This window comes from Lacihabitans sp. CS3-21, from assembly GCF_024343675.1.
Taxonomy (GTDB): Bacteria; Bacteroidota; Bacteroidia; order Cytophagales; family Spirosomataceae; genus Leadbetterella.
Window position 1 is genome coordinate 106,552 of sequence record NZ_RJUD01000006.1, and the last position, 26,283, is coordinate 132,834.

Here is a 26,283-nt window from a genome sequence, read left to right on the forward strand (position 1 = left end):
ATATATCATTTTCATTAAAAGCATTAGAAAATGTCATTAAAGAAAAATAAAAAGCTCAACAGCGATTTTGATAGCATAACCATTAGTTTGGCTTCTCCAGAATCTATCTTGGAAGGCTCATATGGTGAGGTTACTCAACCCGAAACTATCAACTACAGAACTTACAAGCCAGAAATGGGCGGTTTGTTTTGTGAGCGTATTTTTGGACCAGTAAAAGACTGGGAGTGTCACTGTGGAAAATATAAAAGAATTCGTTATAAAGGAATTATCTGCGACCGTTGTGGTGTAGAAGTTACTGAAAAGAAAGTGCGAAGAGAAAGAATGGGCCACATCGAATTGGTCGTTCCAGTAGCTCACATTTGGTATTTCAGAAGCTTACCGAACAAAATCGGATATATTCTAGGTCTTTCTTCTAAAAAATTGGATCAGGTTATCTATTACGAGAGATACGTTGTAGTTCAGGCCGGTATCAAAGAAGAAGACGGTATAGCCAAAATGGACTTCTTAACAGAAGAAGAATATTTGGATATTTTGGACAAATTGCCAAGAGAAAACCAAATGCTTCCTGATGAAGATCCAAACAAATTCATCGCTAAGATGGGTGCTGAGTCATTGTATATGTTGCTTTCTAGAATCAAATTGGACGAACTTTCGTACGAATTGCGTCACCAAGCAGCCACTGATACTTCTCAGCAACGTAAAGCGGAGGCTTTGAAAAGACTTAAAGTTGTAGAATCATTCAGAGATTCTCGTACCAGAATTGACAACAGACCTGAGTGGATGGTAATCCGTATGGTACCAGTTATTCCACCAGAATTGCGTCCTTTGGTGCCGCTAGATGGTGGTCGTTTCGCGACTTCTGACTTAAATGACCTTTACAGAAGAGTAATTATCAGAAACAACCGTCTGAAAAGATTGTTGGAAATCAAAGCTCCTGAAGTAATCCTACGTAACGAAAAACGTATGTTGCAAGAAGCCGTAGATTCACTTTTTGATAACTCCCGTAAAGTAAACGCCGTAAGATCAGATGGTAACCGTGCCTTGAAATCACTTTCAGATATGTTGAAAGGTAAGCAAGGACGTTTCCGTCAAAACTTATTGGGTAAAAGGGTTGACTACTCTGGCCGTTCGGTGATTGTAGTAGGACCTGAGCTTAAATTGCACGAATGTGGTCTTCCAAAAGACATGGCTGCTGAGTTATTTAAGCCGTTTGTTATCAGAAAATTGATAGAAAGAGGCATAGTTAAGACGGTAAAATCTGCTAAGAAAATTGTAGATCGTAAAGATGCAGTGATTTGGGATATCCTTGAGAACGTATTGAAAGGACACCCAGTTATGCTAAACCGTGCTCCTACGCTTCACCGTTTGGGTATTCAAGCTTTCCAACCAAAACTGGTAGAAGGTAAAGCTATCCAATTGCACCCGTTAGTTTGTACAGCCTTCAACGCTGACTTTGACGGTGACCAGATGGCGGTGCACGTACCACTAGGTCAAGAGGCAGTTATGGAAGCTTCGGTGTTGATGCTTTCGTCGCATAACATCCTTAATCCTGCCAACGGAGCACCTATTACGGTACCTTCTCAGGACATGGTATTGGGTCTATATTATGTAACAAAAGGTAAAAGATCAACTCCTGAAGAGCCAATTATTGGTGAAGGGAAAACATTTTATTCGTCTGAAGAAGTTATCATTGCTATCAATGAGGGACAACTTTCGAAGCATGCGATTATCAATGTTAAAACCAAAATCAAAGACGAAACAACAGGTCAGATAGTTGAGAAAATTATCGAAACTGTAGCTGGTAGAGTATTATTCAATCAGTGTGTTCCAGAGAAAGTTGGTTATATCAATGAGCTTTTGACGAAGAAAAAACTTCAAGGAATTATCGGTAGAGTATTCAAAGAAGTAAGTTTTGCTCGTACAGCTCAATTTTTGGACGAAATCAAAGAACTTGGTTTCCAATCGGCCTTCAAAGGTGGTTTGTCAATCGGTTTGGGAGATATCATGATTCCAGAAGAGAAACAAGCATTGATTGAAAACGCCAGAGGTGAGGTAGAAGAGGTTCAAAACAACTACATGTTTGGTATCATTACTGAGCGTGAGCGTTATAACCAAATCATCGATATCTGGACGCGTGTAAACACTCGTTTGAGAGAAACCTTACTTCGTCAATTAGAAGATGACCGTCAAGGATTTAACCCGGTATATATGATGATGCACTCTGGAGCCCGTGGTTCGCAAGAGCAAATTCGTCAGTTGGGTGGTATGAGAGGTTTGATGGCTAAGCCACAGAAAAACATTGCAGGTTCTGTAGGTGAAATCATCGAAAACCCAATCCTTTCTAACTTTAAAGAAGGTTTGGACGTTCTTGAGTACTTTATCTCTACACACGGTGCTCGTAAAGGTTTGGCCGATACAGCCCTAAAAACTGCTGATGCTGGTTACTTGACTCGTCGTTTGCATGACGTAGCCCAAGACGTAGTTATCAACGAAGTAGACTGTGGTACATTAAGAGGTATCAACGTGTCGGCTTTGAAAGAAAACGACGATATTATAGAGCCATTATCAGAAAGGATTTTGGGTAGAGCTTCAGTGCATGATATCATTGATCCAATCACCAAAGAGCTTATTCTGTTGGCTGGCGAAGAAATCACTGAAGAAATAGCAGAGAGAATTGATGAAACTGCGATAGAAACCATCGAAATACGTTCGGCACTTACTTGCGAAACCAAAACAGGTGTTTGTGGTAAATGTTACGGTAGAAACTTGGCGTCTGGTCGTATGGCCGATGTGGGTGAAGCCGTGGGTGTTATTGCATCACAATCTATTGGTGAGCCAGGTACTCAGCTTACACTTCGTACGTTCCACACCGGTGGTACAGCCATGAACGTGTCAGTAGAAGCTAACATCAAAGCCAAATTCAATGGTAAACTTGATTTTGACGACATCAGAACTGTAGAGTCGGTTGACAAAGAAGGAAATCCAGCTACTATCGTCATCGGTCGTAGAGGTGAAGTAAGAATCATCGACGAAGCTACCAAGCAAATCTTGATTTCTAACATCGTACCTTACGGTTCAACTTTACAAGTGAAAGACGGTCAGAAAATTGCTAAAGGTGAGCCTATCTGTCACTGGGATCAGTTCAACGCCGTTATCTTGTCAGAGTTTGACGGAGTTGCAGAATATGATTCGATTGAAGAAGGTATTACTTTCCGTGAAGAAGCCGATGAGCAAACTGGTTTCCGTGATAAAGTAATCACAGATTCTAAAGACAGAGCTAAAAACCCATCGATTATTGTTAAAACTGGTGGCGACGAAGACAAGGAGTATAACCTTCCTGTAAACGCCCGTTTGATGGTAGAAGATGGACAACAAATAAAAGCGGGACAGATTTTGGCCAAAATACCAAGAGCTATCAATATGAACCGTGACATCACGGGTGGTCTTCCAAGGGTAACCGAGCTTTTCGAAGCACGTAACCCTTCAAATCCAGCTGTGGTTTCTGAAATCGACGGTGTAGTTTCTTACGGAACTATCAAACGTGGTAACAGAGAGATATTTGTAGAAGCAAAAGACGGTACCAAAATGAAATATATGGTATCACTTTCTAAACTTATCTTGGTGCAAGAGGGTGACTATATCCGTGCTGGTGAGCCACTTTCTGATGGAGCCATTACGCCTGCTGACATCTTGAGAATCAAAGGACCAACTGCCGTTCAGGAGTATTTGGTAGACGAAACACAAGCGGTATATCGTCAGCAAGGTGTGAAAATCTCAGACAAACACATCGAAGTGATTGTACGTCAGATGATGCAGAAAGTTGACGTTCTTGACGCTGGTGATACGATGTTCCTTGAAATGCAAGCCGTTGACAAGTGGACTTTCAGAGAGGAAAACGATAGAATCATTGACAAGAAAGTAGTAATGGATGCGGGTGCATCTGAAAACTTCAAACCTGGTCAGATCATCACCAACCGTGAGTTTAGAGATGAAAACGGTAGATTGAAACGCGAAGACAAAAAACAAATGACCGTAAGAGATGCTCAACCCGCTGTATCACAAGTGATATTGCAGGGTATCACCACTGCGTCGTTGGGTACTGAGTCGTTTATATCTGCAGCGTCGTTCCAAGAGACCACCAAAGTATTGTCAGAAGCTGCCGTAAAAGGTAAGCGTGACGAGTTGGCGGGCTTGAAAGAAAACGTAATCGTAGGTCACTTAATACCAGCAGGTACAGGCCGCAGAACCTATCAAAACATACAAGTAAACACTGTAGAAGAGATAGAAGCAGCCAATGCCCGTAGAATGGCTGAGCCACGTAAGAGAGAATATGTAGATTGATATTTTTTCGAATTAATAAAAGAAAAGACCTTTGGAGCAATCCGAAGGTCTTTTTTTTGCTCAAAACCCACCTTTCTAAAAGTTTTTTTATAAATTGAGGTCATCAAATTACCTTGCCTCATCTAAAATGAAAAAACTTATCGCATTTTGCTTTTTTGCCCCATTTTTTGCCTTTGCCCAAATAAAAGACGCCCCCAATAGAACAGAAGGTGATGGACCTTATAATAAACTCATCATCAGAGGAGTGACTTTGGTAAACAGCACTGGTGCACCACCGGTAGGCCCGGTGGATATAGTGGTAGAAAAAAACCGCATAAAAGAGATAAAGCAAGTGGGCTATCCTGGCGTACCCATTGACCCAAAACGTAGGCCAAAAGCCGAAGCAGGTGATAAAGAATTGGATTGCACGGGGATGTATCTAACACCGGGTTTTGTGGATATGCATGGCCACATTGGGGGCAGTTCGCAAGGCACTCCGTCTGAATATGTCTTTAAACTTTGGATGGGTCATGGTATCACCACCATTCGTGACCCTTCAGCTGGAAATGGACTGGACTGGACCTTGAAACACAAACAAAAAAGTCTTAAAAACGAAATTGTAGCACCAAGGATATTGGCCTATACGGCCTTTGGAATGGGCTCCGACACTCCCATTACCACACCTGAGCAAGCCAAAGAATGGGTGCGAAATAACGCCAAAAAAGGAGCCGACGGCATTAAATTTTTTGGAGCAGAACCTGATGTTTTTAGGGCTGCTTTGGGCGAAAACAAATTGCTGGGCTTGCCTTCGGCCTGTCATCATGCACAGTTAGAAGTGGCAAGAATGAACGTTTTGGCTACCGCAAAGGCTGGATTGACATCGATGGAGCATTGGTACGGATTGCCAGAGGCACTTTTTGATGAAAGAACTTTACAAAACTACCCAGCCGATTATAACTACAATAACGAACAACACAGGTTTGAGGAAGCCGGAAAACTTTGGAAACAGGCTGCCGAGCCAGGCTCAGAAAAATGGTATAAAGTGATGGACGAGCTATTAAAATTAGATTTTACACTCGATCCAACTTTTAATATTTATGAAGCCAATAGAGAGCTGATGCTTGCTCGCAGAGCCGAATGGCACGATGAGTACACCTTACCGTCGCTTTGGCGTTTTTATGGCCCTAGTCGTATTTCTCATGGTAGCTATTGGCTCAATTGGGGAACAGAGCAAGAGGTGCAATGGAAAGAAAATTATAGAATCTGGATGCGGTTTGTGAATGAGTACAAAAACAAAGGCGGCAGAGTTACTACTGGCTCCGATTCAGGATTTATCTATCAACTATATGGTTTTGCATATATCCGTGAATTGGAATTGCTACGTGAGGCGGGCTTTCATCCATTGGAAGTTATAAGAGCTGCTACTATTAAAGGTGCAGAGGCGTTAGGAATGGACAAAGAAATAGGATCTGTGGAAGTTGGCAAATTGGCGGATTTTGCGATAATGGAAGAAAATCCATTGGCCAACTTGAAGACCCTCTATGGCACAGGAGCTATAAAAGTAAATGATAAAAACGAAGTGATAAGAGTGGGTGGAGTGAAATATACCGTAAAAGATGGTATTGTTTATGACGCTAAGAAATTGCTGGAAGACGTAAAAGCCATCGTTAAAAAAGCAAAAGAAGAAGAAAACTTTGAAATTCTTCAGCCAGGAATTAAAAAGGCGGGTGAAGGGAAATTGGGTAATTGAATCCCTTATAATTGAACGAAAGAAGGAAAACAGATAAACACGGATTTTTAGATTTTTCATAAAGAAATCTTCAATTTGTTTGCTGAAGTTATCTTGTTTAGAATATTTGCGTTCTCGATTTTTATGAAAAAGCTTTCATCGCAAGATGTAGACAAAATTCTATGCTCCGAATTCCTTCCGAAATACAAGCACACCAATTTGAGTCTCTCAAGATTCAAGAAAATACTTTTGTGGCTTATCGGAGTGATGTGTATCCCTCTAAAAACGATGTTTTTTTTGAAGAAAACGCTGTGATTTATGTGCTTGAAGGGGACAAATTATTCAGCAGTTCTAACTCCGAAGTGCGTGTGCAGAAAGGCGATGTACTTTTTGTGAAGCGAGGTTATTACTTGATGTCAGAATCTATCAATGAAGCTTATAAAAGCTTGGTTTTTTTCATTGATGAAAAAATATTGAAGGAATTTGTAAGTCAGAACCTTGAACTTTTTGAGAATACTACTTCTTTAGACCCCAACAGTTCTTGGCTTCTTACTTTAAAATCCAACGAGGCCTTTGGTAAATATATAGAGTCTATATTGCCATATTTCAAAAGCAAAACCAAATATCTCAATCAATTTTTGAAACTGAAAGTACAGGAATTGCTCTTACACTTATTGGAATTTGATCCCAATAATCAACTCAAGAACCTACTCTTTTCTATATACACTGGCCAAAAGGCTGACCTAGAGTTTATCCTCAATACATTTTATTTGAAACCTTTAAATCTGGACGAATTAGCCAAACTTTCAGGAAGAAGCCTTTCAGCATTTAAACGAGAATTTCAGGAATTATTCGGTCAGTCGCCTGGGCAATGGATAAAAGATAAAAAATTGGAGCATGCGGCTTTTCTTATAAAAAACAAAATGGGAAATGTGGAAGAAGTAGCCGAAACCATTGGATATGAAAGCGTTTCGCATTTTATAAAAAGCTTCAAAGAGAAATATGGACACACTCCCAACAAAGTAGCCAAATAGTTTTAAACCACTCACTCGCCCATATTTTACCGTTCAAATAAATTATATAGCGACTATTGCCGTATCCTTATTAAAATTGTATTCAATTATTGAATCAGTGTATGAAATTCAAAAAATTACTCTTTTCTATTTTTCTAATTTACGGAGCCAATAGCTTTGCACAAACAAAGGTTACTGGTTCGGAAGTAGCTCAAAAATACTCTTTGAGAGCCTGTATTGACTATGCCATTAGCAACAACGTGAGTCTCAAGCAGTCTCAGATGGCAGTCGAAAGTGGCATCGTTCAACTCAGTCAATCCAAAGTGGCCAAATTGCCGACAGTCAACGGACAGTTTAATTTAAATGGCAATGCAGGTAGAAACGTTGATCCGTTTACAAACGGAATCGTAACGAATACCATCGGAACCAACAACATGGGATTGGGTGTAAGTATGCCAATTTTTGATGGAGGCAGAAACAAGAATTCCGTAGAGCGTAGCCAACTTAACTTGGAAGCGGCTCAAATGGATGTGGCTACCCAAAAGAACAACGTTTCGCTACAAGTTTCTGTGGCTTATCTCAACGTGTTGTCCGCTGAAGATTTAATAGACGTGGCTCAAAGACAGTTAGACGTTACAAGGTTGCAATATGAACGTACTCAAAAGTTGGTGAATGCTGGCTCCTTGCCTGAAACCAACCTGTTTGATTTGGATGCCCAAACTGCAAACGATGAGCTTAGTCTTATAAATGCCCAAAACAGCCTTGAGTCTGCGATTTTGACACTTAAGCAAGCGATGAATGCTCCAGTAGAATTGAACATTCAAGTGGCAAGAATAGAAATTCCAGATCCGAATATTGTTAATTATGGAGAAAATGCAAATAGCATTTATCAAACTGCAGTGGGTATTTACCTGAAATAAAAGCGGGCGAGATTAGATTAAAAGCGGCCGACAGAAATATTGCCATTGCCAAAAGCTTAGGTCTGCCTAGTATTTCTGCCAGCACAAGCTGGGGTACCGCATTCTCTAGCGTAGCAAAAACACTCACCGAAACTGGAACTACCTCTAATCAAATTCCGGTTTCTGCCCAGTTTGAAGGGCAGACCATACCTTTTGTAATTAATTTTCCTCAAACTACCTATGCTTCAGATGGTATACCTTACTTTAAGCAATTAGGAAATAACCAAAATCTCAACGTCGGAATTTCTGCTAGAATCCCAATTTTTAATGGCTATAATCAGAAATACCAAAGCCAAGCAGCCAAAATCCAGAAAATGCAGGTGGATTTGCAAAATCAAGGCACCAAATTGCAGATTAAGCAAAACATAGATCAAGCTTACATAACGATGCTAAATGCTCAAAAGAGGTACTCAGCGACTTTGGCTCAAACCAACGCTTTAGAGAGGTCATTCAAAGCTGCCGAATCCAGATATAATGCAGGAGCTAGTAATTTTGTTGATTATAATTTAGCAAAAACAAATCTTGACAGAGCAAAATCAAACCTTATTGTAGCAAAATACGATTACATTTTTAGAATAAAAATATTAGACTTTTATCAGAATAAACCAATAGAATTTTAAGACAAATGAAAAAGAAATCGAATAAAATATGGTGGATATTATTGGGTGTGGTGGTAGTGCTGTTGATTGCATTCTTAGTAGCCAAAAAACAAGGCTGGATAATGGCCGAAAAACCCACAGAAGTTGAACTCTCAAAAGTGAGTTCAGTAACTTTGGTAGAGACTGTTTCTGCATCTGGAAAGATTCAACCGGAAGTAGAGGTTAAAATATCTCCAGACGTACCAGGTGAAATCATTGCACTTTATGTAAAAGAAGGAGATTCTGTTAAAAAAGGCCAATTGTTGCTAAAAATTCAGCCAGAAAATTATGTTTCTGTTGTCGATAGATTTAGAGCAGGAGTGAATCAATCAAGAGCAACTGCCGAACAAACGAAAGCGAGTATTTCAAGAGCTGAATCTCAACTTTTGAGAGCCCAGATGGAATACAATCGTCAGAAAAGATTATTGGAAGACAGAGTGATTTCACAGTCAGATTTTGAAACCGCCGAAACAAATCTTAAAATAGCAAAGCAAGATGTAGAAGCGTCAAAATCTAATTATGAAGCGTCAAAATTTGGCATTAATAGTGCAGAAGCAGCCTTGAAAGACGCTTCTGAAAATCTAAGAAAAACCAATATTTACGCTCCAATGAACGGTATTGTGTCAAAATTAGCCGTAGAACTTGGTGAAAGGGTAGTAGGAACTTCACAAATGGCAGGTACTGAATTATTAAGAATAGCTGACCTCAACAACATGGAGGTGAGGGTAAATGTAAACGAAAACGATATCATCAGAGTTGGGTTGGGCGATACAGTAATTGTGGATGTAGATGCATATTCTGCTTCTGGTAAGAAATTTAAGGGCCTTGTTACCCAAGTGGCAAATACAGCCAACGGAGCGGGTGGTTCGCTAACTGGAGCTACAAGTAACTCAACAGAATCTGTTACTGAGTTTGAGGTTAGAATCAAAATCCTTCCTTCATCTTATCGTGAATTGATTGACCTAAGAAAGGGAAAGAAATATCCTTTTAAACCAGGAATGACTGCCACAGTAGACATCGTAACGTCCACAAAACCTTCGGTATTGTCTGTGCCAATTTCAGCGGTGACTACAAGAGTTGAAGGCAAAGGTAAAGATAAAAAACCAGAAGATGAGGATGGAATGGGCTTGGGGGCTGTTACTGAAGAAACAGATGTTAAAAAAGAGAAGCCAAAAGAGATTGTGTTTATTAATGACAAAGGAATTGCCAAAAAACGTGAAGTGAAGACTGGTATCACTGATACAAGTGCAGGTCTTATAGAAGTTACTTCAGGACTTAAGGCCAATGAGGAGATAATTTCTGGTCCATTTTTGGAAGTTTCTAAAAAACTCAAAGATGGCGACAAGGTGATAAAAAAGAAAGCCGAAGTTAAGAAGTAAGTCATAATTTATTATAGACAGGAAAGAGTGGCAAATTGTTGTCACTCTTTTTTTTGCGATTAGTTTGCTTAAAAAAACCTAATTTTGCTGCGTAAACATTTCAAGACAAATGAGCGTAACCGTTATTGGAGGAGGTAGTTGGGCTACGGCTTTAATAAAGATACTTTCTGAGAAAAACATAAAAATAAAGTGGTGGTTGCGTGATATGGAGGCAATAGCCCATATTAAAAAGCATCACCACAATCCACAATATTTGAGTAGTGTAGAGCTCCACCCTTCAAAGATAAAACCTTATAACAATCTAAAGGAAGCTTTAAAGAATAGCGAGTGGGTCATATTGGCTATTCCTGCAGCATTTATTGAAGGAGCACTGATAGACGTAAATGCAGACCTTTTTGTTGGAAAAAAAATTGTTTCTGGTGTAAAAGGAATGGTGCCATCCTGCAACAAACTGGTGACAGATTGGTTTTCTGAGAAATTCAATATAGATAAAAATCAAATTGCGGCCATTGCGGGTCCATGCCATGCTGAAGAGGTTGCCCTTGAAAAACAATCTTACCTTACGATTGCTTCCGACGGATTAGAAACGGCACAAGGTTTTGCAGATTTGTTGTCTTGTAGATTTGTAAAAACAGCCTACATAACGGATATTGATGGAGTAGAATATGCAGCTGTAATGAAAAACATTGTGGCTTTGGCCTGCGGAATAACACATGGGCTAGGTGCTGGAGATAATTTTCAAGCAGTGATGGTTTCCAACGCTATGTTAGAAATTGAGCGGTTTGTAAACAAAATTTCTCCAAATGCTAGACAAATAAACGCTTCGGCCTACCTCGGTGATTTGTTGGTTACGGCTTATTCCCAATTTAGTAGAAACCGTACTTTTGGAAACATGATAGGGCGAGGGTATTCTGTAAAAACTGCACAAATGGAGCTTAAAATGATAGCAGAAGGTTATTATGCCACCAAAAGTATTCATGAAATTAACAAGAAACTTGAGGTAAAAATGCCCATTTTAGATTTTGTTTATGGTGTTTTGTACAAAAATCAAAGCTTACTTAAAGCTTTTGAGGTGTTGAAAGAACAACTCATTTAGTCAAGGCAAATATGATTCTGAGAGGGGAAGTGAAATCGCTCTATGGGAGATTCTTTATTAGAAAATCGATAAAATTCTGATGCATAATTTTCGAAATATCATTTTCGGTATATCCTCTAGATTTTAGGATTGTTCCTATCTTTTGTAAATCCGCAATGGTTTCTAAATCATAAGGGCATTGTTCCTTTCCAAAAGCCCCATCTAGGTCTGATCCTATGCCAACGTGGTTTGTATTGCCTGCAAGTTGACAGATATGGTCAATATTATTTACTGCTATTTCTAGATTGCAACCCGTAGTCTTAGGGTCTGAAATGCCACGGGTCCAATTCGGTACCATCATCCAAGCATCTAAAGCCACCCCAATTATTCCATTTCTTTCAATAATGGCTTTTATTTGTTCGTCAGCATATTGGCGGTTATGATTTACAAATTTTCGACAATTGTTGTGGCTTGCCCACAATGCACCATCGTAGTTTTCTAATGCTTGCCAAAAAGCATCATCACAAAGGTGAGTCATATCAAGAATCATTGATAAACGCTCAATTTCTTTCAATAAATCTAAACCTGCTTTGCCCATTTTACCAGTGGAGTCGGTTCCATTGGCATATCGACCTTCTTTATAATGAGCTGGCCCAATGGCTCTTAGTCCATTATTATAGGCTTTTTCTAAATGGCTGATATCAATAATCGAGTCGGCACCTTCTAGGCTTAATACAAATCCTATTACTTTTTTATCATTTTCCCAAATGGATAAATGGCTTTGCAAATCCATCGAAGTTTTTATCATTCTCATTTCTCCTTTGGCCACCATTGCTTCGTACCATGCCAATTGCCCTTGGGTTTGTGCCCAAGCTTGCTCTGGAGAGTTCCAGCCAGGCAAGGTGCTTTCAGGTTTCACAAATCTTGCTATTTGAGTGGCTACCACAAGGCCTATATTTCCTTTTCGAAGTTCGATGAGTGAAATGGTTGCCTTGGCTCGGTCTGGTTTGTCGTTCATCCCTTTTTCTCTGGCATTTATTTCCGATATTTCTTGAGTAAGGTCTCGATTCCATTCAAGAGCATTCATAGAAAGGTCAAGGTGAGCATCTACAATGAGCATAATTAAGAGGGTTGAGTAATATTCGAAGTTTAGCTATTTACAAAAATATAGAAGAGTAATTATAAAATGTGATAAACACGAAGCTAGTTTTTTGAAATAGCTAATTGGAAGCTATTTTTAGTATTCAATTTTTAGCATTTGAAAAAAGGCACTCTCAGAATATTCGCGTATTTGACCAACTGGTAAGTTGCCCAATTCTAGGTCTTCTATCGAAGTTCTGATTAGTCTTTTACATTTGTTGTTTACAGCAATTATCATCTTTCTTATTTGTCTGTATTTGCCTTCTGTGAGTGTTATTTTCAGCCACGCATGGGGATGTCTAGGGTGCAATGTGTTAACTATATTATAGCATTCGTCCGGCTTTTCTATTCGTTCTACATCGCAAGGGCTAGTTGTCCACATGATGTTGCCTCTTAACAAAATGGGTACGCCTGATTTCAAATCTGAAATATCTTGATCAGTAATGGTGGCATCTACCTGTACTAAATAGGTTCGTTTGTGAAGAATTTTGCTGTTAAAGAGCAACTTAGTGACTTTTTTATTGGTAGTCAATATCAACAAGCCTTCCGATAAATTATCCAGTCTACCAATAGCGTGCGTACCTTTTGGGAAGTCAAAGTCGATTTTGCCCAACATATTATTGCCAAAGTTATCGCCAATAAATTGAGATAACATATTGTAAGGTTTGTTGAGAATAAAATATCTATGTTCTAATACTTCCATTTATTATACTGTTGCTTGAATCTTTTCTAATGAAATGTTTTAAAAAAAAGCTCTGAAACCTTTCATTTCAGAGCTTTAAATTTATTTTTTTTTGGACTTAATCTATAAGTTTCTGGTTGCTTAGCTCAGTATAAAGATCCATTAAATTTATCTTATCGAGATTTTCTTCTCCCACTTCAGCAATGTCAATTAGCTGAACACCATATCGTTTGTAGGCAGGTGAATCCAGCAAGTCATCTACTATTACACCATTTTTTGTGAAATCATTTAAGCCCATCAAAAACTTATCCTCTTGTTCAAAAAGTCCAATTTGATTGTTTGGTTTAGGAACGATTACTTTTGCAGGTTTTTCAGGGATAATTGCATTTATTCCTTTGCCCACTACTAATGGTTGTTCCTCAACTTTTGGAGGCTCAATGATTTCGGGTTCTTCCACAGTGTCGTCAAACCTAGCAGCAACTATTGTCACTCTAACCCTATCTTTGAGTGTTCTGTCAATAGCAAAACCATGTTTAAATATCTTCGCTCTTGACTTAATCTGGCTTTCTACAAAATCAGTCACCTTGGCTTGATCCGACATTTTAATTTTGTATTCTGGCAACTCATCAGAATAAGCTATCGAAACCAAAATTCGCTTGGCACCTTTGATATTGTTGTTTTCCAATAGCGGAGAATTTAAGGCGGCTTCTATGGCCAAGGACGCTCTGTCTGGCCCAGTAGCTTCAGCAGATCCCATTACGGCATGTCCAGCATCTCCAAGTACCGTTTTTACGTCAGCAAAGTCTAGGTTTACTATACCTGGTCGAGTGATAAGTTCAGCTATACTTCTAACAGCATTTGCTAAAACTTCGTCGGCTTTTTTGTAGGCAGATTCTATATCAAGGTCGCCATACATTTCTACCAAGCGGTCATTCTTGATTACTAAAACAGTATCGCAATATTCTTTTAGTTTGGCAATACCATTTGAAGCTTGTTCAAACTTGTCCAAGCCTTCATGTCTAAATGGATCTGTAACCACTCCAATCGTCAATCTGTTTTTAGACTTTGCATATCGGGCTATTTCCGGAGCGGCACCCGTACCAGTTCCTCCGCCCATACCTGCGGTTATGAAGACCATTTCTGTAGGGTCTGCAAGTATATCATTTATGCTTTTTTCGCTTTCAATGGCTGCTTGCTTACCTACTTTCCAGTCTGTGCCGGCACCTAATCCTTTAGTGAGTTCTGCTCCCAACTGGAGTTGAATAACATCAGCAGGAAATTGCTTAAGTGCCTGAGCATCAGTATTGCAAGCTACAAAATCAACATCGTGCATTCCTTGGTTGTACATGTTAAGCATGGCGTTCCCGCCACCACCACCTACACCAATTACTTTTATTATTTTTTCCATACTGGACTTAAATTCAATTTTATATTTAGGTTCTAATACCATAGTTTGCCAATTCTTTTTTGGCCTTAATTTATGTATTCATCGTTCATTTTTTTATCGATGATCAAATCCTTTAACATCTCAAAAATCGGTTTTTTAGGTGTTTTTGGTTCTGATTTATGTATAGTTTTTTTCTCAGGAATTTCAACCTCAACGGCTTTTACAGAAGCATGTTTGAGTATTCTGTTGTCAAGTCTACTGTCAAAATGGTAGTTAGGTGCCATTAAAAGCCCAAGCATGGTAGAATATTTAGGTTTATTCAGAAATTCATGACCATTGAAATTGATTTTATTACTAATCTTGGCTTTTCTTATGCTCTTCAGTTTGCAAACTTCCACAAAAATCTCTTTGATGATTCCCATAGAAGCTGTACCTCCTGTTAGTATAATTCCATTGGTAAGCATGCCATCGTAGCCAGACCTTGTCAACTCACTTTTCACGATTGCCGCCATCTCTTTTAAACGCCACTCCACTACTGTAGAAGCATTTTTCAGAATTATTTCTACAGGAGCAAGGTCTTTTTTTCGTTCAATGATGGCTACCTCAGAATCACTGATACTTGAAGCTGGAATATTTCCACATATTTTTTTAAGAATTTCTGCTTCCTCAAAACTAATATGGAAAGTATCAGCAAGATCTTTGGTTATAGAATTTCCTCCAATTGGTAAGGCTTTAAAGAATCGGATACCGTTTTTGAGATATATACACATCTCCATCATTTCGGCTCCAATATTAACTATCGCTACACCATTTCGCTTGTCGTCAATGGTATTGTCTAGCAAGGCAAATGAATCAGCCACTGAACTTAGCAAAACACTGTCGATTTGGATAAAAGGTTGTTTTGGATCGTCAGTTTTTGCTTTTACACTTTTCAGCGTGTAATACAGGTTTTCTAGACTTTCAGACTTTGAGGTTAGAAAAAAGAAGTCACCTCCTATTTGTACACCAAATTTCCCAACTACTTTTTCACCAGCTTTTACATCATTTACATAGAAATCTTGTGGCATGGCGTGTAGTACTGTTCGCCCAGGATACGCTTTAAAAGTTACTCTTACGTCGTCGGCAAGTTTGTCTACATCAGCTTGCTGAATCTGCTTATTTTCTCCGGATTTTGTTACCTTTCCTTTATGAAAATGGCCGCTGATTTCAGGATTCGAAATATTAACATTTACAGATTCAAGGTTGATGGTCAAATTGTCAGAAAGCTCTTCAAGAACCTCATCAATTATTTCGATAGTACGGTGAGCATTTTCGATTTCCCCATTTCTAAGCACTTCATCCTTTGGAACCACAGATCTCTCTACAAAACCATTGATTTTAATGCTTCCATCTTTTTGCAATGAACCTGCCACGGCACTTATTTTTGAGGTACCTATATCGAGTCCTACTACCAGATTATCTTCTTCCATGTCAGATTTATATTATTGAACTGCAAACTAATATTTATACAAACTTATTTAAAATCACTTAATTACAAACTATTTGACCTTCATATTTTACACTTACTGTCGAAAAGTCCCCCCAGATTTTTTGAGGTAAAATCTGTTTGTAGAAAACCAACAGTTTTTCAAATTTTGAAGTTATGTTTTCTGGCCTCCCAAATTCTATGATATTTTTTCCCATCAATGGAAGCATTTTTACCTCTTTATTCTTGTTTACGTCGATTTGAGTGATTTGAGCCGACCAAAATTCGTCCTCACTAATTCTGTTTATAAGTTCTAGCAAATCGCTATTTTTCTCAGACTTCAGACTTTTAAGCCGACTTACATAGTCACCACTTATAAGCAAAACAGTAGGGCTAAAGTGTTGTGAAAAAGGGAAAATATTGCCTTCATTATCGATAAATTTATCCCCGGTTTGGTAGGGATTGAGTATCCTTGCCACTGGTTTGTAAGCTTCTATTTCTAAAACCAAAAATCCTTGAAGGTCAAAGAAAGCTTTGCAAGATTTTATGGTCCCACTTTCCATAACACGCTTTTCGACCTTCTCCAGGTTAATGTTTTCGATTATTTTTCCTTCAAATGGGTCGTTTCCATACTGTGTCACCCATTTATCTATGTCTTCTTTCGTAACCAAAAACTGCTCTGAATTATCTTTTATTTTGGTTTCAAGTCCTTGACATCTTCTTTGGGCGTTGTTTTTAGTTGCTGCCAATATCAAAAATATAGCAAAAGCCGCCAACGATCCTCCAATTACATAATTTATGGTTTTTTTAAGTTTTGGTATTTTCATAGCTCACTCAAAAATTTATTGGGTTCTTCTAATAATTTAAACCTATCTGCGGCTTTGGAATCCAAATCTGTCTGGCACCAATCTTTAAGGATTTTAGCGTCTGTATTCCATTTCTTTCCATCCCAGAACTCTAAGCCCTTGTGGTCTCTTATTTTGTATAGAGCGGCTGGTTTGTAGGCTGTTCCTAAATAAGTATATTTCTTGTTATTGTCTTTGCTCCAGCGTATTACTCTCCACATCATCCATTTGCCAAGAGAGTGTGTACGCATGTACTCTGTGTCAAAAAACGCAAACCAATAGTGAACCAATTCTTCGTTTACACACGCTAAAACGTATCCCAATGTTTTTTCTGAATTGCTGAATTTGAAGAAGTGTGTGCCTGTCTCTTGTTTTAAAATATAATCCCATCTTTCAAGGCTCATGTTGTCTTCGCCTATGCGTTCGTTGATATAATTCGAACAAAAAGCTACAAATTCCGGATTTTTTGTATCAAAATTGGTTTTGTCTAAAATTTCCAATTTTATATCAAGAGGTTCAACTAGCCTACTAACTCGTCTATTTTCTGAAGTATCCTCAAAGTGTTCGAGATTAACTCTTAAACTTCTCGCAAGGTAGAATAACTCGCTTTCAATATTAGTATTACCTGTGTAAGGTAAAAAGCCCTTCTCGTAAATTTCAGTCAACTCTTCCTGCGACTCTTTTTGAGCGTAGATGGCATAGTTGAAGGTATAAGTGCCGTAGTCGACATTATTCTCTGAAAAAAAGACTTTCATTTTTGGGTAATTTTAAATATTTCATCTACTATTTCTTTAGCAGCGAAAGGTTTTGCAAATTTCAGTATATTTTCTGACAATACTCTGAGCTTTGTTGCATTTTCCGCCAATTCAACTACAGATTCTACTAAATGGTCGGCTATTTCATTATCTTTTACAAGTATAGCTGCTTCCTTGGAAGTAAGGCTAAGGGCGTTTTGTGTCTGGTGATCTTCAGCTGCAAAAGGGTAGGGAACGAGTATAGCGGCTTTCCCAACCAAGGATAGCTCCGACACGGATAATGCTCCAGCTCTAGAAACTACCAAGTCAGCCGCAGCGTATGCTTTGTCCATTTCATAAATAAAATCGGAGACATATACTCTTTGACTCTGAAGATTGGCAACCGTTTCTTTGGCTTGCTCTACAAATGTTTTTCCTGTTTGCCAGATTATCTGTAAATCCGCATTCAGCAAATTTTTCAGTCCGCTAGCTATTCCCTTGTTGATACTTAATGCTCCCAAGCTTCCCCCTATAATAAGCAAGGTTTTTCTGTCAGGCTCTAATCCAAAAGATTTTTTTGCTTCATAAGGACTTATGCTTATTTTAGCCAAATCGCCTCTTACAGGATTACCAGTGAAAACAATCTTATCTTTTTCAAAGAATTTTTCCATGTTTGGATACGCCACACAAACTTTCTCAGCTTTTTTAGACAGGATTTTGTTCGTTACGCCAGCATAGGAATTTTGCTCCTGAATTAGTGTTTTTATGCCGAGAAGATTGGCCACTCTTAAAGTTGGACCACTCGCAAAACCACCAACCCCAATAGCTATATCAGGCTTAAATCCTCTTAAAACCTTGTGAGCCAAAAATAGACTTCTTAACAATTTAAAAGGGAAAGTGACATTGGCCAACATATTAGATCTATTAAATCCCGCTATGGGTAAACCAATAATTTCGTATCCCGCTTTTGGCACCTTTTCCATTTCCATTTTGCCCAATGCCCCTACAAAAAGAATTTTTGCTTCAGGTTTTTGAGCTTTTATCTCATTGGCTATGGCTACAGCTGGGAAAATATGCCCACCAGTACCACCGCCAGATATGACAATCCTTAATTCGTTTTTCATGCCTTATCCACGTTTTTGGTAACACTTAAAACAATCCCAATGGCTACGGAAGTAAACAATGCTGAGGTACCTCCCATGCTGATTAAGGGGAGTGTCTGACCCGTTACTGGTCCTAATCCCACATTAATAAACATATGTGCAAAGGCTTGGAGTACGATACTCAAAGTTAGACCTACACTTAGCAAGCCTCCAAAGGCTCTTTTGGTGTTTTCAATATTCCAAACGCCGCGGTATAATAGCCACAGATATAAACCCATTACCACCATTCCTCCAATTAAGCCCCATTCTTCGATCAAAATAGAATAAATGAAGTCTGAAAAAGCATCTGGAAGAATATTTTTCTGGCTGCTGTTTCCAGGTCCAATGCCAAATATGCCGCCTCTGGCTATTGCTATCAGGGCATAGTTTTTTTGTTCACTTACACTTCCATGTTCACCACCAACAGCATCGTCGCCATCGAGATCTTTGTTTATAAAACTCTCTGTTCGGTCTATAACCGTTTGTACACGTCCAAGCTCTGTTCCTGTAGCTCGTTTTACTACTAGGCCGAGGGTGAGTATACTGGCCAAGCCAACTACCAATACTATAACCATTCTTACCAAAAAGCGATTGGGTACACGACCAATCCACATAATAAGAAAACAGGTTATACCTAAAATAACAGATGTAGAAAAACTTGAAATAGATAAAAGACCAACTATCAAACCTGACCAAAATATCATAATCCAAAGGTCATTGGCTTTGTATTCAATATGCTGCCTCCTTGCTAGCATGGCGGAAAGGTTGGTTATAAGAACTAACCGTACAAAATCTGAGGTTTGGAAAGAGAAGCCAAGAATGGAAACCCAGCGTCTAGCTCCTCCCACACTGATACCAAACATCAAGGTATATAGAATCAAAAAAGGTGTAAACCAGAGAAAAACATGGGCAAGACCAGCATATTGTGTAAAGTCAAACTTATGAATGATGAAGGTAATCGAAAGACCGATAAGTAGGAAAAAGGTGTGTTTAAGTAGGAAAAATTCTGTATTTCCATCCGTTTTACGGTATGCAAGAGCACTAACTGAGCTGTAAACCACCACAATGCTAATGAGAGACAAAAGCAATAATATCCACCATATCTGCTTGTCGCCTTGCAGATGGTTCTTCAACTTGAAGTGAATCATCGAAATAGAATTTTATATTATTAGCACGTAGAAAACTAAATGTTTTCAAAACAAAAATAAATTATTAATTCTGAAAAAATTAGCAATTATTCTAAAATATAATGAATCGAAAACAAATAAGGGGAAATCTCGCTTGATTTCCCCTTTTTGAAAAATCACGACAGAATTTTATTTTTTCAGAGCATCTCTAATTTCAGTGAGTAGGTCTATTTCTGATGGACCTGCAGGAGCTGCTTCAACCGCTTTTTTAGTTTTATTGTAAACTTTCACAATTAAAAATAATACAAAACCTACTGCTATTAATTTGATAATTGTATTGATCCAAGAACCAAATTTTATCGCATTTTCAGGTGTTACTATTGCTCCGTCTGTGCCAATTACAGCCTCGTCCAAAACATATTTGAGTTCTGAAAAGTCAACACCGCCCGTAAAATGCCCGATGAATGGCATGGCTATATCCGCTACGAAACCGTTTACAACCGCACCAATGGCCGCACCTAAAATGACACCGACTGCGAGGTCAATCACATTGCCTGTCATTATAAAATTCTTAAATTCTTTTATCATTTCTATATTATTTTTAGTGAAAAATAGGTTACAATTGAATTCCGAAGCCTAAATTAGCTCCTCCATTTAGCTGCCAAGTGCTATTGAATTTATTAGCATCAACTTCTGCTTTCGATACTTGATCTCTGTCGAAAATCCCTATCAATCCAAAATTGACATTAACATATTTGTTTAGTTTGGCAGTTGCTATGAGGTTTACATTGTGGTCTACGGCTTTTGATACTGGAGCATAAGCATAAAATGATTGCCATCTGCCTTTGATATTCAAATTTTTAGTGATGTTTTTATCATAAGCTGCTACGCCTTGAAAACCAGCTTCGAATAACATTTTTTTGCCTTGCTCAACACCATAAGAGTAAAATGTATCTTTGCCCGCTTTATTCTTTCCTGCCTTCTTGGTATTTTCAAATACCTCATCATTTAGCACAAAAGTTTGACGCAAGGTGGCACCACCAAAAGATAGCAACAAATGAGGTGTTGCTTTATATTCTAAACCCAAGCCTTCTGACAAAAAGGCTGGTGCAAATAGATTAGAAATCACAGGTTTACTGGTATTGGCGTAGTCATAACCTCTGATAAATTGTGACAGAAGATTTAATCCTGCGTACCAATTAAGTTTTGGGTTAATTTTTCGAGCATATTTAGAATCTAAAAACAAACGGTCTAAGTTTTTTCTAAACTCTCTTTCTACCTTCCCGTTAACTTTTGGAAGGTTATTCAAAAAGCCCAATTGAAGTTGTAAGTCATTCGTGAAGACGCCTTTTCCACGAAAATACTGGGCTTTGTTACTGAAAACAGCACCCATGCCAACGTTATTAACACCACCACCTTGCCAAGATTGACTAAAAGCTGAACCGCTTAAATTGGCTCCAAGTTGAGTTCCTTTTGTCCAATAGCCATATTTAAGCGAATCTTCGATGTTTTTTAAGATTGGTTTCTCAGGTTTTTGAGCAAATAAACTAGCCGCTACGAGATTGAAAATTATGAATAGTACAAGTTTTTTCATTTTTATATGTTTGGTTAACTTGGCCTTTTCGACTGAATTAATTGAATAAAGTCACTTTTTCTGATTGAAGAACTTTAAGAGGGAAAATTGTTTGCCCACCTTCTGTTTCTAATACAATACTCGTATTATCAATTTTTAGAATTTTTCCTTTTACATCTAGAATTTCTATTATTTGGCCTTCTACAAATTTATTTTTAGAATAAAATGAGCTTAAGATATTTAACAGAATTTCTTTTGAAGCAAAGCCATATCCGATAGAAAAAGCTAGTACCATTCCTCCTACAATGATGTTAAAACTTGACTCCAATAGAGCAGTGTTTATTCCTGCCTGGCCCAAAGCCAATATGACTGTAATAAACAATAGAAAAAAGAAAATACCCATACCGATGAGCTTTCCTGAGGCTATGTTAAATGATTTGCAGAGTGCCACGACGAAATTTCGTGCGAGATCTGATAGGAACAAACCAATTAGGGTCATTACACCAGCTACTATGACTTTTGGAATGAAGTTAACCAACATCAAAAACATGTTTGAGATGGCTGGTACGCCAAGTTTATCAGCAGCAGAAACTGACAAGAATAACATAATGAAAACGTAGACAATCCAAGCAACAATATTACTCAACTTGAAATCTAGATTGAATTTCTTGATGGCTTCAATGTCTTTTATTTTGTCACCTATTTTGTCAATCCCAACTCTTGAAAGTACGTTTTTTATAACAATAGAGGCAGTTTTTGCAATTATCCAGCCTATGAGCAATATAACAATTGCACTGATGAAATTTGAAGTGAAAGTGCTGAATTGTTCAATTAATTTTGAAAACGTATCAATTAAGATTTCTTTTAAATTGGGTAGTTTATTCATTATCCTTTGTTTTTTTTGGGTCGAATTCTTGTAAATAATTTACTGTGGCTTTCATAGGTTCGCCTAAAAACATGTTGACGATTACCATAGTTTCTCTGATGAGCTCTATCTCAGATATTAGCATATCCTTTAGAGCTTCGGGGGCTTTTAAATCATCATCATCAAAGTCTTCCATTGTATTTATTTTTTCCAGAAAAAGACCAATTTTAATACTATTAATGCGAAAATCACTAAGTTTTCTAGGTAGATTTTTCTGAGTTTTTCTTTACTTCGTAATAGCCTCATTTTTACTGCACTTTCAGTGATATTCAGGGTATCCGCTATTTCTTTGATGCTAAAATCATCCTGGTATTTCATCAAAATTAATGCTTTTTCATCGCTAGGAATCTTTTCTAGACTTTTTCCTAGTTGATGCTCGTGCATATTCATGAGGTCGTCATCTTCGTTGTCATCGATTATGTCATGATTTCCTTCTAAGGCTACTTCCATGTTTTTCTTGTTTACCCTTATCTGATCCATACAATAATTGTAAGTTATCGAATAAAGCCAAGTTGAAAATTTAGAAGTTTCTTTAAAAGTGCCGATTTTTACAATCAATTTTAAGAAAATATCGTGCGTAAAATCCTCCGCCTTAGCTTGATTATATACAAAAGAGTAACACTTTCTATAAACTTTGTTGGCATACCTTTCGTAAATCTCTTCGAAATAAAGGTTACGTTGGGTCTCAACATAAAGGGCGGCTAATTCTTCGTCTTTTAGATGATTTAATCTTGAGTTCTTCAATTTTGACCAATTTTTTTAAAAAAGTAACTTTATGGTATGGATATCAGAGTATGGCTTTAAGATTGCCATAGAGAAAGCATACAAAATTAAGTATTTATTTTTAATTGTTATTCATCTGATATGCAATACTTGATATAGGTAAGTTTATATATTGAATAGTAAATAGTTATGTTGATTTTAGTTTTTTTTATTGACTAAAAAGGACTTTTTTTTAATTAAATTGGACTAAAGTTTCGAAAATAAGGTATGCTTGCATAATATTGTAAAAAATAATACATTTAGCAAAAATGACCATTAACGATTATTTCGAAAAATTAACTACAAAGATAAATCCTTCCGATTTGGAAGGGATTTCTACCAAAATCAATTTTGATTTGAAAGGTAAAGAAATGCATTTGGTGGTAAAAGATGGAACGCTTACAGCCAATGAAGGACTTGCTGATGAAGCAGAAGTTAGCATCACAGCAAAGGAGGAAGATTTGTTGTCGATAATCAATGGAGACACCAATCCAATGATGGCAATGATGATGGGAAAAATAAAAATATCAAATCCTGCCGCTATGATGAAATACGCCAAACTTCTTGGTTTGATGTAGTTGATATTTTTAAAATATTAACCCCAATTTCTCCTGAAAATTGGGGTTATTGTTTTTATCATCTTGTAGAATAGTTTGGGGCTTCTTTCGTAATTTGAATATCGTGTGGATGAGATTCTTTCATTCCAGAGGAGGTGATTTTTACAAATTTGGCCTCTTGCAAAGCAGCTATATTTGCAGCTCCACAATAGCCCATTCCAGCTTTTAATCCTCCGGTCATCTGGTAAATTATTTCTCTTACCAAACCTTTGAAAGGTACTCGACCTACAATTCCTTCAGGTACCAATTTCTTTACATCGTCAGTAGCATCTTGAAAATAGCGATCTTTTGAACCGTCTTCCATAGCTTCAACAGAACCCATTCCACGGTAAGATTTAAATTTTCTGCCTTCAAAAATCACTATTTCGCCAGGAGATTCTTCTGTTCCAGCAAACATAGAGCCCATCATTATAGTACCTGCTCCCGCTGCTATGGCCTTTACTATATCACCAGAGAATCTGATTCCTCCATCGGCTATTACTGGTACGCCAGTTCCTTCTAAGGCTTTGGCACAAAGATAAACGGCTGATAGTTGAGGCATTCCGATACCTGCAATAATACGCGTTGTACAGATACTTCCAGGGCCAACGCCTACTTTCACGCCGTCTGCACCAGCGTCAGCAAGTGCTTTGGCAGCCTCACCAGTCGCTACATTGCCACATATTACTTCTAAATTAGGAAACTTAGCTTTTATGCTTTTCAGTGCGTCTATAACACCCTTTGAGTGTCCGTGAGCGGTATCAATGCTTACGACATCAACTCCTGCTTTTACTAGTGCAGATACCCTTTCTTCCAAGTCTGAGGTTACACCTACAGCTGCACCTGCCAACAATCTACCTCTTTTGTCTTTGGCGGCGTTTGGTTTGTTTTTCTTTTTAAGAATATCTTTGTAGGTGATCAAACCCACCAATTTGTGGTTTGCATCAATTATCGGAAGTTTCTCGATTTTCTTATGCATCAATATATTTTCTGCATCTTCTAGGCTGATTCCCTCATTTGCCGTTACCAAGTTATTGATGGTCATAATTTCAATTATGGGTAAACCCATATCAGTCTGAAATCTCAAGTCACGGTTGGTTACTATTCCTTTTAACGTCCCGTTTTCGTCGATTACTGGAATTCCACCAACTTTGAATTCACGCATGATTTTAAGAGCATCGCCCACTACCGCATTGATATTGAGTGTAATTGGGTCGCTTATCATGCCACTTTCTGAACGTTTTACACGCCTGACTTGATCGGCTTGCTGTTGTATGCTCATGTTTTTGTGAATAATCCCAATGCCACCTTCTTGTGCTATAGCGATAGCCATTTCGTGTTCAGTAACGGTGTCCATTGCGGCAGAGATCAATGGAATATTTATTTCGATGTTTTTTGTGAGCTTAGTTCTGGTGTTGGTGTCTTTTGGAAGCACCTCAGAATAGCCAGGAACAAGGAGTACGTCGTCGTAGGTAAGTGCTTCAAAAAGAAGCTTTGATGAGTCTAACATATGGCAAATAATTCAGTTTTATTATTTGCCATGCAAAGCTATGGAAAATTTATCAAATATCAACGTATAATAAAAAGATATGCGACAATTTTGTTAGATATAGCACAGAAGTTATAACCAAAATACGAATAAGTCTATTTTAAAAGAAAGAAATGAGAAGAAAAGACTGGAGCTTTTTTAATCCAAAATCTTAGTTATTTTTAGCCTGAAATTTTGGATTTTCAGTGATAGAAATCTTCAGCAATGTGCGTCCAGAACCAATTGCAAATGCGGTTGATTGGTCAATAAATATCGCTTCATAAAGACTAAAAGGTTTGTTGAGATCTGTATGATGAACCATTGTCTTATGATTAGAAGTTTCTAAAACTATATTGCCGTTACATCCTGTAAAAAGCGTATATTTTTCGTTTTTTATCCTGCTCCAAAGTAATCCAGCATCATTAAAGACCTTTTTGTGATTTGTACTATGAATTCTGCCTTTTTTTCCAATCCACCCACCAGTCGCAACAAATTGATTTTCTCCTTCAAATTGTACTTCGTGATAAATACTGTTTCCGAGTTTTTGTTTTTTCACCCACTGCTTATTTTCATATACCATTAGGTTGGTGCGGTTGGGAGAATACATCAATGCATATATTTTATTGTCGTAAGGATTGTTTTTTACGCACCAGACCATGTTAAATGTGTTTCTGTAAATTTGTCTCCAAGTATTTCCCATATCGGACGATACTAAAACGAAACCATTTGGAATACTTTTTCCCGAATGAGCTATTTTGGAATTTCCACCACTCAAATAAATGTTTTTTTGTGAGTCAACCGCTAGGTTATAAAAACAGGCATTTTCGTAATTTTTTACTTTGATACATTTCCAAGTTTTGGTTTTTAGGCTATGAATGTACAGTGTGCCTTTATCTCCACTTGCAAGCACTGTTTCATCATCTAAGTTTTCGAGTTTATAAATATCTAACCCTTCAGAAGGATATGAAATGTTTTCTATTCTACCGTCTGCATCTAGAGATTTCAAAATACCATACTTTCCGCCAATCCAATACTTGTTTTCTACTTTTATGATGTCATAGTAGGAAGAATCTGCAAAAGAATTACCTTGCTGCAAAATATCGACTGAAATATTTTGAGCTTTTGTGTGTGTTAGGCTAAATAAAATTATAATAAGTAGTAAAAATATCTTCAAGGGCTATAGACTTGTTAACGGTTTATAGTATAAATTTTTAAAGGTTCTTTTTCGAAAAGCAATAATAATAAAAAATGTTTAAAAAGTAAG

23 protein-coding genes are annotated in these 26,283 nt (G+C 37.7%); 8 read left to right on the forward strand and 15 right to left on the reverse strand.

The genetic code is table 11. From position 1 onward, the window contains the following. The first annotated feature begins 30 nt into the window (after positions 1 to 30). The 7 genes from rpoC (at position 31) to EGI24_RS05855 (ending at position 11,134) form a co-directional block, all read left to right on the forward strand. The gene (gene rpoC / locus EGI24_RS05825) at positions 31 to 4,341 is read left to right on the forward strand and encodes a DNA-directed RNA polymerase subunit beta' (RefSeq protein ID WP_255047416.1); all 4,311 of its coding nucleotides are present in this window, start codon (positions 31 to 33) and stop codon (positions 4,339 to 4,341) included. A gap of 127 nt (positions 4,342 to 4,468) precedes the next feature. Then, positions 4,469 to 6,070: an amidohydrolase family protein gene (locus tag EGI24_RS05830; RefSeq protein WP_255047417.1), complete on the forward strand. Its 1,602-nt coding sequence runs from the start codon at positions 4,469 to 4,471 to the stop codon at positions 6,068 to 6,070. Positions 6,071 to 6,231: 161 nt separating this feature from the next. Next, positions 6,232 to 7,083: an AraC family transcriptional regulator gene (locus EGI24_RS05835; RefSeq protein ID WP_255047418.1), complete on the forward strand. Its 852-nt coding sequence runs from the start codon at positions 6,232 to 6,234 to the stop codon at positions 7,081 to 7,083. Positions 7,084 to 7,184: 101 nt separating this feature from the next. Beyond that, a complete protein-coding gene (locus EGI24_RS05840; RefSeq protein WP_255047419.1) occupies positions 7,185 to 7,982 on the forward strand; it encodes a TolC family protein in 798 nt (265 codons plus the stop codon). 44 nt (positions 7,983 to 8,026) lie between these two features. Further along, positions 8,027 to 8,641 carry a TolC family protein gene (locus EGI24_RS05845; protein WP_255047481.1) on the forward strand — a complete coding sequence of 205 codons (615 nt, stop codon included), beginning with the start codon at positions 8,027 to 8,029 and terminating at the stop codon, positions 8,639 to 8,641. A 5-nt stretch (positions 8,642 to 8,646) separates the two neighbouring features. Next, the gene (locus EGI24_RS05850) at positions 8,647 to 10,038 is read left to right on the forward strand and encodes an efflux RND transporter periplasmic adaptor subunit (protein ID WP_255047420.1); all 1,392 of its coding nucleotides are present in this window, start codon (positions 8,647 to 8,649) and stop codon (positions 10,036 to 10,038) included. A 109-nt stretch (positions 10,039 to 10,147) separates the two neighbouring features. Continuing rightward, positions 10,148 to 11,134 carry an NAD(P)H-dependent glycerol-3-phosphate dehydrogenase gene (locus EGI24_RS05855; RefSeq protein WP_255047421.1) on the forward strand — a complete coding sequence of 329 codons (987 nt, stop codon included), beginning with the start codon at positions 10,148 to 10,150 and terminating at the stop codon, positions 11,132 to 11,134. Positions 11,135 to 11,174: 40 nt separating this feature from the next. On the opposite strand, the gene EGI24_RS05860 is transcribed toward EGI24_RS05855, so the two are convergent. The 13 genes from EGI24_RS05860 to EGI24_RS05920 all read right to left on the reverse strand — a co-directional run bounded on the left by EGI24_RS05860 (position 11,175) and on the right by EGI24_RS05920 (position 22,877). Further along, positions 11,175 to 12,233 carry a dipeptidase gene (locus EGI24_RS05860; protein ID WP_255047422.1) on the reverse strand — a complete coding sequence of 353 codons (1,059 nt, stop codon included), beginning with the start codon at positions 12,231 to 12,233 and terminating at the stop codon, positions 11,175 to 11,177. Between the two features lie 117 nt (positions 12,234 to 12,350). Beyond that, on the reverse strand, positions 12,351 to 12,956 hold the full coding sequence (locus EGI24_RS05865; protein WP_255047423.1) for a pseudouridine synthase: 606 nt from the start codon (positions 12,954 to 12,956) through the stop codon (positions 12,351 to 12,353). A 97-nt stretch (positions 12,957 to 13,053) separates the two neighbouring features. Then, positions 13,054 to 14,343 (reverse strand): cell division protein FtsZ, encoded by a 1,290-nt coding sequence (ftsZ, locus tag EGI24_RS05870; RefSeq protein WP_255047424.1) that lies wholly within the window; start codon positions 14,341 to 14,343, stop codon positions 13,054 to 13,056. Positions 14,344 to 14,408: 65 nt separating this feature from the next. Continuing rightward, a complete protein-coding gene (gene ftsA, locus EGI24_RS05875; protein ID WP_255047425.1) occupies positions 14,409 to 15,791 on the reverse strand; it encodes a cell division protein FtsA in 1,383 nt (460 codons plus the stop codon). A gap of 58 nt (positions 15,792 to 15,849) precedes the next feature. Further along, a complete protein-coding gene (locus EGI24_RS05880; RefSeq protein WP_255047426.1) occupies positions 15,850 to 16,614 on the reverse strand; it encodes a cell division protein FtsQ/DivIB in 765 nt (254 codons plus the stop codon). Further along, positions 16,611 to 17,387, reverse strand: a complete 777-nt coding sequence (locus tag EGI24_RS05885) for a GNAT family N-acetyltransferase (protein ID WP_255047427.1) — start codon at positions 17,385 to 17,387, stop codon at positions 16,611 to 16,613. Before EGI24_RS05885 ends, EGI24_RS05880 begins: the two co-directional genes overlap by 4 nt. Further along, on the reverse strand, positions 17,384 to 18,490 hold the full coding sequence (murG, locus tag EGI24_RS05890; RefSeq protein WP_255047428.1) for an undecaprenyldiphospho-muramoylpentapeptide beta-N-acetylglucosaminyltransferase: 1,107 nt from the start codon (positions 18,488 to 18,490) through the stop codon (positions 17,384 to 17,386). The genes EGI24_RS05885 and murG overlap by 4 nt, the downstream gene beginning before the upstream one ends. Next, positions 18,487 to 19,656 carry an FtsW/RodA/SpoVE family cell cycle protein gene (locus EGI24_RS05895; RefSeq protein ID WP_255047429.1) on the reverse strand — a complete coding sequence of 390 codons (1,170 nt, stop codon included), beginning with the start codon at positions 19,654 to 19,656 and terminating at the stop codon, positions 18,487 to 18,489. The genes murG and EGI24_RS05895 overlap by 4 nt, the downstream gene beginning before the upstream one ends. Positions 19,657 to 19,824: 168 nt before the next feature. After that, positions 19,825 to 20,223 carry a large conductance mechanosensitive channel protein MscL gene (gene mscL / locus EGI24_RS05900; protein WP_255047430.1) on the reverse strand — a complete coding sequence of 133 codons (399 nt, stop codon included), beginning with the start codon at positions 20,221 to 20,223 and terminating at the stop codon, positions 19,825 to 19,827. Positions 20,224 to 20,251: 28 nt separating this feature from the next. Continuing rightward, positions 20,252 to 21,229: a DUF3078 domain-containing protein gene (locus EGI24_RS05905; RefSeq protein WP_255047431.1), complete on the reverse strand. Its 978-nt coding sequence runs from the start codon at positions 21,227 to 21,229 to the stop codon at positions 20,252 to 20,254. A gap of 37 nt (positions 21,230 to 21,266) precedes the next feature. Beyond that, entirely contained in the window at positions 21,267 to 22,094 is an 828-nt protein-coding gene (locus EGI24_RS05910) for a mechanosensitive ion channel family protein (protein WP_255047432.1), read from the reverse strand. After that, the gene (locus tag EGI24_RS05915) at positions 22,087 to 22,269 is read right to left on the reverse strand and encodes a hypothetical protein (RefSeq protein WP_255047433.1); all 183 of its coding nucleotides are present in this window, start codon (positions 22,267 to 22,269) and stop codon (positions 22,087 to 22,089) included. Before EGI24_RS05915 ends, EGI24_RS05910 begins: the two co-directional genes overlap by 8 nt. Before the next feature lie 5 nt (positions 22,270 to 22,274). Continuing rightward, a complete protein-coding gene (locus EGI24_RS05920; RefSeq protein WP_255047434.1) occupies positions 22,275 to 22,877 on the reverse strand; it encodes an RNA polymerase sigma factor in 603 nt (200 codons plus the stop codon). A gap of 287 nt (positions 22,878 to 23,164) precedes the next feature. Between EGI24_RS05920 and EGI24_RS05925 the strand changes: the two genes are divergently transcribed. Further along, positions 23,165 to 23,473 carry an SCP2 sterol-binding domain-containing protein gene (locus EGI24_RS05925; RefSeq protein WP_255047435.1) on the forward strand — a complete coding sequence of 103 codons (309 nt, stop codon included), beginning with the start codon at positions 23,165 to 23,167 and terminating at the stop codon, positions 23,471 to 23,473. Between the two features lie 58 nt (positions 23,474 to 23,531). Here EGI24_RS05925 and guaB read toward each other — a convergent pair whose 3' ends face one another. Together guaB and EGI24_RS05935 are read right to left on the reverse strand one after the other, a co-directional pair. Further along, positions 23,532 to 25,001, reverse strand: a complete 1,470-nt coding sequence (gene guaB / locus EGI24_RS05930; protein WP_255047436.1) for an IMP dehydrogenase — start codon at positions 24,999 to 25,001, stop codon at positions 23,532 to 23,534. A 190-nt stretch (positions 25,002 to 25,191) separates the two neighbouring features. Next, positions 25,192 to 26,193: a VPS10 domain-containing protein gene (locus tag EGI24_RS05935; RefSeq protein ID WP_255047437.1), complete on the reverse strand. Its 1,002-nt coding sequence runs from the start codon at positions 26,191 to 26,193 to the stop codon at positions 25,192 to 25,194. Between the last annotated feature and the right edge of the window lie 90 nt (positions 26,194 to 26,283).